Annotated in this window: 11 protein-coding genes; 3 read left to right on the top strand and 8 right to left on the bottom strand. The window is 42.5% G+C overall.

Going from position 1 to position 12,320, the window contains the following annotated elements; all coding sequences use genetic code 11:
- Window positions 1-2 precede the first annotated feature (2 nt).
- The 5 genes from N5E84_RS07045 to N5E84_RS07025 form a co-directional block, all read right to left on the bottom strand.
- Complete coding sequence (locus N5E84_RS07045; RefSeq protein WP_010320194.1) at window positions 3-857, bottom strand: MurR/RpiR family transcriptional regulator; 855 nt, start codon at window positions 855-857, stop codon at window positions 3-5.
- Between the two features lie 311 nt (window positions 858-1,168).
- The gene (panP, locus tag N5E84_RS07040; RefSeq protein ID WP_019281975.1) at window positions 1,169-2,812 is read right to left on the bottom strand and encodes a pyridoxal-dependent aspartate 1-decarboxylase PanP; all 1,644 of its coding nucleotides are present in this window, start codon (window positions 2,810-2,812) and stop codon (window positions 1,169-1,171) included.
- Window positions 2,813-2,911: 99 nt separating this feature from the next.
- Window positions 2,912-3,424: a hypothetical protein gene (locus tag N5E84_RS07035; protein ID WP_013857115.1), complete on the bottom strand. Its 513-nt coding sequence runs from the start codon at window positions 3,422-3,424 to the stop codon at window positions 2,912-2,914.
- 86 nt (window positions 3,425-3,510) lie between these two features.
- Window positions 3,511-4,416 carry a lysine exporter LysO family protein gene (locus N5E84_RS07030; protein WP_017047741.1) on the bottom strand — a complete coding sequence of 302 codons (906 nt, stop codon included), beginning with the start codon at window positions 4,414-4,416 and terminating at the stop codon, window positions 3,511-3,513.
- A 23-nt stretch (window positions 4,417-4,439) separates the two neighbouring features.
- The gene (locus N5E84_RS07025) at window positions 4,440-5,360 is read right to left on the bottom strand and encodes an HDOD domain-containing protein (RefSeq protein ID WP_026028826.1); all 921 of its coding nucleotides are present in this window, start codon (window positions 5,358-5,360) and stop codon (window positions 4,440-4,442) included.
- A gap of 370 nt (window positions 5,361-5,730) precedes the next feature.
- Between N5E84_RS07025 and N5E84_RS07020 the strand changes: the two genes are divergently transcribed.
- Window positions 5,731-6,324 carry a TfoX/Sxy family DNA transformation protein gene (locus N5E84_RS07020; protein WP_013857112.1) on the top strand — a complete coding sequence of 198 codons (594 nt, stop codon included), beginning with the start codon at window positions 5,731-5,733 and terminating at the stop codon, window positions 6,322-6,324.
- An 88-nt stretch (window positions 6,325-6,412) separates the two neighbouring features.
- Here the strand turns inward: N5E84_RS07020 and N5E84_RS07015 are convergent, their stop codons facing one another.
- The 3 genes from N5E84_RS07015 to N5E84_RS07005 all read right to left on the bottom strand — a co-directional run bounded on the left by N5E84_RS07015 (window position 6,413) and on the right by N5E84_RS07005 (window position 9,597).
- Window positions 6,413-6,961 (bottom strand): hypothetical protein, encoded by a 549-nt coding sequence (locus N5E84_RS07015; RefSeq protein ID WP_026028034.1) that lies wholly within the window; start codon window positions 6,959-6,961, stop codon window positions 6,413-6,415.
- 182 nt (window positions 6,962-7,143) lie between these two features.
- A complete protein-coding gene (locus tag N5E84_RS07010) occupies window positions 7,144-7,641 on the bottom strand; it encodes a response regulator (protein WP_026028033.1) in 498 nt (165 codons plus the stop codon).
- A 30-nt stretch (window positions 7,642-7,671) separates the two neighbouring features.
- Window positions 7,672-9,597 (bottom strand): ATP-binding protein, encoded by a 1,926-nt coding sequence (locus N5E84_RS07005; RefSeq protein ID WP_206499660.1) that lies wholly within the window; start codon window positions 9,595-9,597, stop codon window positions 7,672-7,674.
- Between the two features lie 174 nt (window positions 9,598-9,771).
- Between N5E84_RS07005 and N5E84_RS07000 the strand changes: the two genes are divergently transcribed.
- Window positions 9,772-11,031 (top strand): DUF945 family protein, encoded by a 1,260-nt coding sequence (locus N5E84_RS07000; protein ID WP_019281974.1) that lies wholly within the window; start codon window positions 9,772-9,774, stop codon window positions 11,029-11,031.
- Window positions 11,032-11,174: 143 nt separating this feature from the next.
- Window positions 11,175-12,272, top strand: coding sequence for a 3-phosphoserine/phosphohydroxythreonine transaminase (gene serC / locus N5E84_RS06995; protein ID WP_029388168.1), 1,098 nt, complete (start codon window positions 11,175-11,177; stop codon window positions 12,270-12,272).
- The last annotated feature ends 48 nt before the right edge of the window (window positions 12,273-12,320 follow it).

Below are 12,320 nucleotides of genomic sequence, written 5' to 3'. Positions count from 1 at the left end.
TCTTAGAACTGTGACAGCTTATCGTAGCGCGAGTCTTTTAGTACATCCTTGACGCGTTTAAGATTTTCACGAAAACCAGAGCCACGGCGCAGGGTGAAACCGGTAGCCAGTACATCAATTACCGTCATTTGCACCACACGGCTTGCCATGGGCATATAGACGTCAGTATCTTCAGGTACGTCAAGAGAGATCGACAACGAGCTTGCTTTGTCCAGCGGTGAATCTTTTGCCGTAATCGCAATGACAGTCGCACCATTTTCGCGCGCAAGATTGGCGATTTCCACTTGGCTTTTAGTACGACCTGTATGCGAAATCAAAACAATTACGTCATTATCGGTACAGTTGATACAACTCATGCGTTGCATCACGATATCTTCAAAACAAGTGATCGGAATGTTAAAGCGAATAAATTTGTTTTGGGCATCTTTTGCTACAGCAGAAGAGGCTCCTAAACCGAAGAAAGAGATCCGTTTTGCTTGTGTGAGTAAGTCAACTGCACGGTTAATTTGCATTGGATCCAAGCTGTTTTTAGCCACATCCAAACACGCCATAGTCGATTCGAAAATCTTATGGGTGTAGGCGTCTGGGCCATCATCTTCTTCTACATTTCGGTTTACGTACGGAGTTCCGTTAGCAAGGCTTTGCGCTAAATGAAGCTTAAAGTCGGGAAAGCCTTTGGTGTCGAGTCGTCGACAAAAGCGGTTTACCGTTGGTTCACTGACATCGGCCATTTTGGCGAGCGTCGCAATACTTGAGTGAATCGCGGTTTGGGGCGAAGCCATAATTACTTCGGCGACTTTACGTTCCGACTTGCTAAAGTTTTCCAGATTTTTTTGAATTTTTTCTAATGTATTCATAGTGTTCACGCGGGCGAAGAGAACAACTCGTTGGTTTTACCCGGTCGCCCTTTGGGGGGATTGGAAATAACACATTTCCAAAAAGGTAAGTTAAACCAACGCCATGCAATGAGTATAAACCTAGGATGTAGATTTCCGTAACAATTCAAGTTAACAATTGATGAGAACATGACAAGCCTCAAACAAAATTTCATGAAAACTACAGAATTTAGATTTAAATCGATGATTAATGGAAATTTCCAGCTCATTAATGATGTATTAGTTACAGCAAAAAGAAATAAATTTTCAATTCGCTGTAACTTACAGGGATTCTAGCTGATGATTCTTTGAGCAAGCAGCTCAATTTTGGCCATCAAATTAGGGGCTAGCGTGGCAATATGTCGCTGCTCATCTAATATCGAGTGCAAGATAGCATGTGTTGTTAGCGGGTTGGCTAGTACCACGCGGAATACGATGGTATCAAGCTTGTCCCAGCGTTCTGGGTTTAAACGGGTTCGAGAGACAAATGAACGCCCCGTTTCCCTTTGTTTTTTCTGCACAAACTGGGTGATTTCATTTAGCAACGCGTTCAGTTCTGCTTTTTGATTGGGCAAGGCTTGTTGCAGTGCTTGGCGAACAAAAGCAGGAATATAACGATAGGTTAAAAGACACAGTTCGGGTTCAGAAATCAGCTCAAAGTCGTCTTGTTCTTTAATTAGATCGGCGAAATAGCGAGCTTTAGCTAGGCTTTGGTCAATCAATAATTCGTAGCCAGGGCGACTAATAATGTGCATGCTAGCGTACACCAACATGGCCATACCTGAACGAGAACCTTCTAACGTATGGCTGCCTAGATCTTTTGAACCTTTCCGCAAAATATACTGCGCATGGTGCTCGATTGAATGCATAGCATCAGGCTTTTTGAATAGTACCATGCCTGCACCCATAGGGATGTAGAGCTGTTTATGTGCATCAATTGTGACGGAGTCAGCCAACTCAATACCATTGAGTAAGTGTCGGTGATTATTCGACATTAATGTTGCACCGCCCCAAGCGGCGTCTACGTGAAAATGACAACCTTCTTGCTGACAAATATTGGCGATATCTCTTAAGGGATCAATGTTGCCTGTTTCTGTCGTTCCGGCGACGCCAACAACCGCAAAAGTTTTAATTTTCTGGCTTTTTAGGTGTGCCATTTGGGCTTTCAAATCTTGTGGGCATAAGCGGTTGTTGTGGTCGGTTTTTACACAAACCAAGCCTTCTTGGCCGATACCCAATACGTCAGCGGCTTTCTTTAAAGAGTAATGGCCACGATCAGACACTAAAATGGCTAACCCGTGGTAACCATAATGACGCATGGCTTTAAACAGCCCCTCTTTTTCGACGCCTTGGAAATCACCATCGGCTTTCAAAGCATTATTACGAGCCACCCACAATGCCGTGATATTGGCAATTGTTCCGCCAGAGCAAAATGCACCGAGCGAATGATTAGCGCTATGCATCCATTGGCTGTAAAAAACGTCGTTTTTTTGATAGATCAAACGATGCAACATACCCAAAACCTGCCGTTCTAGCGGTGTAAACGCTTTTGACGTTTCAATTTTGACTAAGTTTTGATTCAGCGCAATCATGATCTTTGATAACGGCATCAAGAAATATGGCAGTGCAGATGTCATATGACCAATAAAGCTAGGAGCCGAGGTATGCACTGAATGAGCGACTAAATTATCCAACAAATGCTGAGTATGTTCTGAAACGAACTCCGGTGACTCTGGAATTTCCGGATTAGAGAAATCTTTTTCGATCTCTTTGAGTGGTTTTTCTTCAGCGACAATATGTTCACGCAAGAAGAGGTTCAAATTGCGCGATAGCTCTTGGTCTATTTTTGTCAGTGTTGAATCGGGGCCTTCGGGCACAGTGAAGATCCGTAACAAGCTCTCGAAACTCACATTTGCAGTTTTTTGTTCTGATACCATACAGCTTCGTTATTTTGATTTTATGGAATGCGAGCGGCACAATCTAAACGAAAACGGGACAGTTGTCCCGTCTTAATTCGGCTAGAGTAGAGGCGGCGACTAGTTACAGACTTTCTTTTCGATCAAGGCGATGGCATCGTTATATTTATTCAACGCAGCTTCGATCTGCTTCGGATGACTGAGCAATTCGGCTAAAGCTGAACGTAATTCATAGTTTTTTTCGTTAGGCTTTGCTTGGCGATCTTCATAGGTAATTTTAGCAATGTGGCCGAGATCATCACTGCGTGAGGCCAATACTTTAATGTCGTGCTGTTCTAGTTTTAACCAAGCTTCTACAGGTTGCGAGGTGGCGACTTTCGAAGGATCGTTGCTTAGGTAATAATGGACTGCCGCACGGCTTAATTCAAAGTGATGCTGGCGTCCTTGCAGAAACCATTGGCTAACTTCAGTAAGTTCAGGATATTGCGCGGTCGTTAAGTCTGCGAGATCACTATACCAATGGAGAGACGCGTCGACATAAGCGTCATATTTTTCGGATAAGCATTGGTTATCAGCAGCGAGAGCAACATTCGCTGAAGTTGAGAGCAGTAGGGCAACGAGAACACGTTTCATAAATCTTCCTTTGGGCTTTGTTATTGTGTGGGAGTTTTCTACTCCCTATTGTTAGTTTAAATGAAGGCTAGAGTGATTCCTGAGATCTAGCCTGCAAGTGATACAAAGAACAGCATAAGAATAGGCACCAGTAGGCTGAGAATAAACCCACTGACAATCGCGATCGGTACGCAACGAACCCCGCCAGTTGTCTGGATCACGGGCAAGGTGAAATCCATCGCGGTTGCCCCAGCATAGCCGATGGCAGAGCAAGGTTTGGTTCGGATTAGCATGGGGATCATCACTAAAGCAACCAGTTCTCTAAGTAGCTCTATCATGAAAGAGGCACCACCATAGACTGGGCCGAAAGCATCACCCATTAAAATCCCGGCAAGTGAATACCATCCAAAACCGGAAGCCATGGCTAGTCCTCGATAAATTGGGATATCAAGAATCATGGCCGCAATGATCCCCCCAATCCAAGAGGTCAATATAATGACTAATGCGATGACCATTCCGTATTTATTGAGCAAAATTTGTCGTAGAGTTAAACCACTATTTCTCAACTGAATACCAATAAAGAAAAGTAATACGAACAAGATCCATTCACTGGCGGTGCTCACCCAACTTAAATCGAATCCTAATACAACCCCAAGCGCCAATCCTCCACCGACAACCACAATCAGCTTTACGGATTCTAACGCCATGCTAGATAGTGGCAGTTTTGAATGGTTCGCATCGGTTTTTATGGGTAGAAATTTGTCAATAAAAGGCAAGACCAATAAGTTGCAAGCACCAATCATCAAGAAAAATACGGTGGTAAATTTGAGTATCAACTGTAGGTTACTGCCCAAGTTATCGAGGGCTGCCAAGCTTAAACCCATCAGAAACAGAATGACGTAAACTAACCAAGACGTGGCTTTATTTAATGCTGCTAGCCACTGTTGATTGGCAATAGAAAATAGATACCCCACTATTAGTGGGGCAAAAATAAATAACATCCCTGAGAACATCTCATCCTCTGATTATTTTGGGTTTAGAAGCCGCTTGCGTTGATCACATCATTGAGTTTTGATTTGAATTCAAGCTCACTAAGGTTACTTAAGTTGTATAGCACCTCAGCTCCGGTCGCATTAATTTCGACGTCATGCTCTTCAATCTCTTCATCTTGACGACGAAACAGTAAAAGATGGTGAGCAATACGTGCCACATCAAGGTAACTGACTTCGTGAGAAGATGCGACTAAAGATTGATTTCCTGCTACTTCAAGGAAATCTGAGTCGAACCCCCAACTTCTTAACACAAGCTGACTGGTTTTTGAACATCGCGACTGAAAAATCTGTAGGGCGATGTCTTGATCGAGATAGTTGCCTTTCTCAAGATATAAATGATATTCGTGTACAAGACAAAACAAGCCAATATCCGCAAGTAGACCGACAAGTAAGGCTTTTTCTTGCTCTAAATGTTGATATCGGCTTGGTTCTAGCTGTTTAAATGCGTGAGTTACCATCACCATGGTTGCGCCAAGCTCTCGCGATATGGCGGCGCTATTAACCAATATTTTATTGCATTCTTTACTTAAGTTTACGGAGTGCTTTAACTGCTCAATCGCTTGAGCTGTTACAATGTCGCGTACTCGTAGTATGCCTAAGCGTGATACAGCCGTGACTAAATCCGTACAGGTAATATTTCGACGATTAAAGACAACAGAGTTTGCTACGCGTACTACAATTGCAGTCAGTCCGGGATCTTCAAGTAGACAATCGGCGACATCTGAAATTTCAGTAGATTCTAATGTGCATAAGCGCTGTATTTTTAGAACAACATCCGGAATAGGAGGAAGTGAAATTTTTCCTGTGCTGAGTGAGTGTTCAACCAATTGAGAAAATTCACTTTCTAACCCTTGGATGAGCATTTGATGATGATCTGGAAGCCAGTAAAAAGATAGATGATTCATAAATTTGTGCTCAATCTGTACTGAAGGCATTTTACCGTCTGCTAACCCAAATAAGCAATCAATTCACCATCAATCGCATTAATTTGTTTTCTTGATGCATTAATCTTAATACGTTAATGGAAAGCGTATGTGTCAAAAAAATTTATTCATAAACACAATGATGTGATTTCTATCTCATAACTCTGCTGAGATATGTCTATTGATGTGATGTATGCCCAGACTTATTTTGTATCGTTAACTATGATAGTACCCATATTAAGCAAGCTAATACTAAACTACTACAAGCTTGTTACTAACTTACTCTTTTTATTCGCAAAAATACGCTGCTATCTGGTGATCACTATTAATCGGGGAACTTGATTAAGGGTCAATGGATATGATTGAGCATGCATTTTTCAATTACGTTATTAAATTTGGCGCATTTCAAAAGCGTTCAATGTTTGGCGGTGTTGGGCTTTTCCAAAAAGAAGCGATGTATTCACTGATTAGTGAAGAGTCTGTTTTTATTCGTGGAGGTGAAGAGCTCGATGATGCACTCACAAAATTAGGCTGCGAAAAATACAAACACGTTAAAAAGCAGACTACAGCAACCGTTAATTATTATGATATTACTGAGCTTTTTGTGAGCAATCATGAGAGCCTAGATACGATCATTGAACGTTCCATTCGCTATTCTGTTGAGCAACGTAGTTTTCAAAAATCCTCTGCAAGCCGTCGACTACGTGATTTACCAAACATGCAGTTAACGTTAGAGCGTATGGTTAAAAAAGCGGGCATCAATGATGTGGAAACGTTCATGCGCTTAGGTGCTCCTACGATATTTTCTAAAGTGAGAAAAACGTACGGTAGTGACGTCGATGTAAAACTACTGTGGAAGTTTGCTGGTGCGATCGAAGGTATTCATTGGAAATTGCTGCAAGAGCCTCGCAAGCGTCAATTATTAGAAAGCTGCTCATTACGCTGACAGTTTTGTAGCACAGTTATCAAATAAATAGTTATCAAATAAAAAGCCGAGTCTTACGTCTCGGCTTTTTATTGTATTTAGCTTACACCTAGAACTTAAAACGAGTCGTAAACATCAGTTGATCGCCGTAAGCATCATTGATGCGAGCCTCGGCACCGAGAGAGAAAAGTTCTGTAGAATGAAAACGGGCATAAACAGACGCAATCCAGTCATCATTGTCATCGATAGAAACAAAGCCACCTTTGCCACCAACTTCTAACTGTGGTCCAAGCCATTGACGTACGCCAAGGTTTAATTCCATTCCGGTATCGGTGCTTTTATTATCGCGGGTATCTACGACGCGTAATAGCATTTCACCCGTGAAGTCAGCCCAGTTGTTAATAGGAGCATGAAAGCCAAAACCTGCGGCTGCGTCAAAATCACCTTCAAACTCAGAGTCTATACGACCAATAACATGTGCATTTGGGTGAATTGATTTGCTCATCGCAGCACCAAAGGTGACTGGACTTGCTCCAATACGAGCTTCGATATAGTCGTAACTAAAATTGCTCATGACGGATGGGCTATTTCGGTCTATTTCTGCCAGTGTTTGGCCTGAGGCTAGCAGCAAAGCGGCTGCAATGATTGTTTTACGCATAGTCACTATAAACCTATATTTTTAGTTTATTTCCATGGTCAGTCGCGGAATACCCGCGGTGACATTAAAGAATTTAGACATCATAGTGCATAGATTGACATTGTCGCCATTAAAAAGTGTCATTCTTTTGTTGTCTTCGCAAAAAATAAGCAAAGAGAGTGCCATTTCTTCGTTAGGATATTTTATTCACCAAAACTGATGCGGTTTTGTGCGATCGCATTGAAGATTTTCTCGGCATCCAAGACTCTGGCCCAAGGCATTAAATCTGATTCGTTTTCAATCATATATTGTGTTAATTGATCTTTGATAACATCGCGAAGTTTGTTCCCATCCCAAGGTTTGGCTACATAAAAATGTAGGCTGGCATGATTCACCGCTTCTACGGTGTCTTCTAGCCCTGCTTGGCCTGTTAGTAGTACTTTGCGTGTATGTTGCGTCTCTTCATTGCGGCTTAATTCAATTAAGAAACTAATGCCTGTTTGTTCGGGCATAATGTGATCGCACAAAATTAAAGCCAGCTTGATATTTTGAGCTTGGTGATCGGCAATCACTTCTTTTGCCTCTGCAACAGACTCTGCGGCTTCTAAGATAAAAAACTCTTCAAATTCGTCGAGGTCTTGTATGACGCTGTCCAATACTTCACGTTCATCGTCCACGCATAAGATCAAAAATTTGTTCATGATATTCTCCTTAATCATCAGCACGACAAGTTATCGACTAACTGGCAGCCATACCGTCATTGTCGTGTATTTATCCTGTTCAGATTGAACATCGATCCAACCTTGATGCTGGTGGACTATTTGTTGGCAGACAGAAAGCCCAATACCGAGTCCAAAGTTACCTTCTTTTTTCGTCGTGTAATTTAATGTGAAGATACGCTCTTTCTGCTCGTACGGGATCCCACAACCATTATCCGTGAAACTGATGGTCACAAAAGATTGATTACCCTGTTTTGCTAATGTGGTTGCAATGTGCAGTACGCCATTGGCTGGGAAGGCATCAATAGCGTTGGAAATGAGGTTTGTCCATACTTGTTGTAATGCAATCGGCTGACAGGTAATCAAAGGTAAGTCGGCATACTCTTTCTCGACTTTGTGGCGCTTAAGACGATTTTCGAAAATAACCAGAGTGTCTTCAATACCTTCATGAATATTGACCTTGTGCAGCGCTTCATCATCAGGGCGAGCATACCCTTTGAGGCTTCGTACCATATCGGCGATGCGTTGTGCACAAACATTGATAGAACGAAGTGTACTACCTGTTAGGAAATAGTTTTCTAACTGTTCCAGTGTTTCTAACGTTTTTTCGGGATCGTGTTTAGCCGATTGTCGGAGCGCAAGATCATCATCTAGATTGAGTTTGACCAATTTTTTCGCGATCAAACGATGATGAATTTCATTTTCTATGGCTTTAGCGCGTTCCCGCTCTTCTGATGTAGAAGTAGGTTTGGCTGAAAGTGCATTCCTTAATAGTTGGCTGCCTTTATGTTGCAGATTTTTATGTTCAGTCTCTTGGACTAAGTGCTCAATCTTGTCTGACAATGTTTCGGTTCCACGTAAAATTGCGGCGATAGGATTGTTTAGCTCATGAGCGACACCGGCAACAAGCTGACCGAGCATGGCCATTTTCTCCCGCTCGATTAATTGCTGATGAGCTGATTCAAGTGATTCGAGCGTTTTTTGTAGTTGCAATTTAGTGTTAATACTGCGTTGTAAGCGGCGGTTAAAATGGCGGAGCAGCAAGTTAGTAAATAGGGGCAATAGCCGAGAATCCGAATGCATGACTTTTGCAAACACATCTCGGTCTAGTTTAATCACATCGGTTTTAGTCAGGGTGACGGCAGTAGAAAAAGATTTCTCACCAGTCACAAAAGACATACCACCAACAATGTTGCCTTTTTTGTGGCGAACCACTTCTCTTTGTTGCCCTAAATCATCTTTTTTATACAAGGCCACTTCACCTTCAGTGATGAACCAAAGAAAGCGGTTCTCTTCTCCCTCTTTGGTAAGAAAGTGATTAGTGGAGTATGTACGGCAGGCGCGAGTTTCATCTTCATTTTCAAAAAATTGGTGTAAAGCACCAATTACTTGCTCAGCCAGTTCTGTATCAGAAAGCTTGTGGTAATCGGAGATAAAACCATCTCGATAACTGCGCATTTTATTATCGATGTGCGCGCGTAAGATGCGCTGTTGATCAAGTATTGTGCTGTAGTTGAGAATGTTGTCTTTATCGTGATCTAAGATGTAGGTCGTGAGCTCTTTTTGGACGGTTTTATAGAGCACGTTATTTTGTAGTGGCTTAGTGAGACAGTGATCTAATCGCCCCTCATTGACGGCGTTGAGAATGGCTTGAATATCTTGTCCGCAGCTTATCAGCACTTTCCGCGCTGAACGCGTGTGGGTTGATTTATCGAGTTGAGTCAAAAAATCCGCACCATCAAACTGCTCATGGTGACTGGCAATGACCAATGCAATCGTTTGTTGCTGTTCGTGCAAATATTCTAGGGCTTGCTCAGCTTCATCTATGGTGTCCGCTGTATGAAGATCAAATTTAGCGGCGAACGGAGCTAACTCAGCTCGCAACTGTTCTGTGCTGATTGGGTTATTGTCTAAACAAAGTAGTGCGTAATGGTTCACACAAGCCTCTACTGTCATCGCTGTTTTGGCTACTGTAGCAAGTATTACGCAGTGGGTTTGAGAGCTAGGTTTTAGAATTTCTCATCACATCTTAGCAATACTCTGACCTAACACCATGTTTTGATTTTCAATTGTTTACGGTAGACTGGGTAAAATCTTCAGGAATAGAACACTATGAAACAGTTAAAAATCATTGGTGCGGTTGGTGGTGCTATCGTCTTAGCAGCATGCTGGCCGTTGGCTGTCGGGCAAATCGGTGAAAAGGTGATCACTAACGGTATTGCAAATATCTCTTCAGGTTCAATCGAGGCGGACATTGTCAGTTATAAGCGCGGTTACCTTTCATCAACCGTGCAAACCCGCTATCAGATTGCAGATAAAACGCTCAAACAACAGTTGGTTGCCGATGGTTTACCGACCCAAGTTTTAGTCAATAGCGAGGTTAAGCATGGCCTGTTGAGTTTAACAGCAACATCCGTTATAGCTGATCAAGAAAATCTACCATTGACGATGACCAGTATCACGCAGTTGAATGGCAATACTCAATACACTGTGGCGCTAGACAGTTGGCACTACCAAAGTGAAGATGGCGAGATGACGTTCTCGACAACGCCCGCCACATTGAAAGGTGATATTTCGGTGCTAGGTGAAATCACTTATCAACTGAATGTTCCTTCTGTTGAGTTGGATTTTACCAGTGGTGAAAAAATGATGCTTTCACAGCTAACTGGTCAAGGTATAGGTAAACAAGATAAAGGCTTCTGGCTAGGACAACAGTCATTGGCGTTAGCAAAAATTAATCTTGTCGATGGCCTAGGTGAAAATACGCTGAGTATGGACAACATGCGTTATTCCTTTGATTCGGTATTAAAAGGAGAGCCTTCTCGTTTTGATAGTAATCACTTGATTGAGATGGATAAATTAACTTATAGCGAAGGCGAGGTGAAGGACCTCAATCTTGATTTTACCTTGGGTGATTTAGATGGTGACGCTTTTGAGAAGCTTTCAACGCTGTACCAAAACAGCCCAGAACTTTCTGATGAGGACATTCAGCAAGCACTACCTTATGTGCAATCATTATTCGAGAAAGGTTTTTATCTATCGATGAATAAAATGGCGCTAAAAGTTGGCCAAGGTGAGTTTGAATCAAACTGGAAGATAGCGGTTCCTGAAGGGACAAATAATGTGGTGCAAGATCCGAGTACCATTTTACCAGCCTTAACCGGCCACATTGATACCTTCATTTCTAACCAGCTGGTTGAAGATTTTCCTTTTATCCAACAAGGTATTGATGAGCTTGTTGTGATGGAAATTATGCAGCAAACCGATCAAGGATATCGACTCCAAGCTGAACTGAAACAGGGCAACTTGGAATTTGAAAATGGCAATCAAATGCCGCTATTGACACTATTACTTCCGGCATTGATGCGATAGCGAACGGCGCTCAAGCAAACGATTTCGCGAGTTTTAGCAATCAGTAAGAGAAAAGAGCCGATAGAAGCTCTTTTCTCGCTTTTTATCCACATCAAAAAGTGGTATTAATCACATTAATTGTCGATAGCAGGAGCAAGGAACTCATGGAATCAAATCAAGCGGGCCCAGTCTATAATTTCAGCGCAGGCCCAGCAGCCTTACCTAAAGCCGTGATGGAAAAAGCGCAAGCCGAGTTTATTAACTGGAACGAGCTTGGCACGTCCGTTATGGAAATTAGTCATCGCAGTAAACCTTTTATTCATGTTGCTCAAGAAGCGGAGCAAGATCTGCGAGATTTGCTTAATATCCCGAGTAATTACAAAGTATTATTTTGTCAGGGTGGAGCGCGCGCTCAGTTTGCGGCGGTGCCTTTAAACTTATTAGGCGATGCGACTAAAGCGACCTATATTGATGCGGGTTACTGGGCTGAAAGTGCGGTCAAAGAAGCGAAGAAATATTGTGAAATCGATGTTTTCAACGCCAAAGTGACCAAAGAGGGCAAAACAGCGGTATTACCAGCCAGCGAATGGAAAATCGATCCTGAGTCGGCTTACGTGCATTTTTGTCCGAATGAAACGATAGATGGTATTGAGATTAATGATTTACCAGATACAGGCAAACCGATTGTAGCTGATATGTCATCTACGATTTTGTCGCGCCAAATAGACGTCTCAAAGTACGGAGTCATTTATGCGGGAGCGCAGAAAAACATTGGGCCAGCGGGGATCTGTATTGCGATTGTTCGTGATGATTTGCTTGATTTAGCCAGTGATGTGCTGCCGACTATCTTGAATTATAAAGTGCAAGCTGAACAAGATTCTATGTTCAACACGCCGCCTACATTTGCGTGGTATTTGTCGGGTCTCGTGTTCAAGTGGCTAAAAGGGCAGGGTGGTGTCGCGGCGATTGAGAAAATCAACCGCGAGAAAGCAGCGCTGCTTTATAACGCAATTGATGAGTCACCTTTCTATCGCAATACCATTCACCCAGACAACCGTTCACTGATGAATGTGCCTTTCCAATTAGTGAAACCAGAGTTGGATAGTACGTTTTTAGAGTTGGCTGAAGCGCGTGGTTTAGTCTCGCTACAAGGTCACCGAGTCGCGGGTGGTATGCGAGCCTCGATTTACAATGCGATGACACTGGAAGGCGTTCAAGCCTTAGTTGATTTTATGCAAGAGTTTGAACAGCAGTACGCCTAACGTTTTTTATGGTATCAAAAACGATATAACATAAAATACGACCTTAAA

This window comes from Vibrio sp. J502, from assembly GCF_025397955.1.
Lineage (GTDB): Bacteria > Pseudomonadota > Gammaproteobacteria > Enterobacterales > Vibrionaceae > Vibrio > Vibrio anguillarum.
The sequence above is the reverse complement of the archived record's forward strand: the minus strand, read 5'-3'. Positions and strand labels throughout refer to the sequence as shown.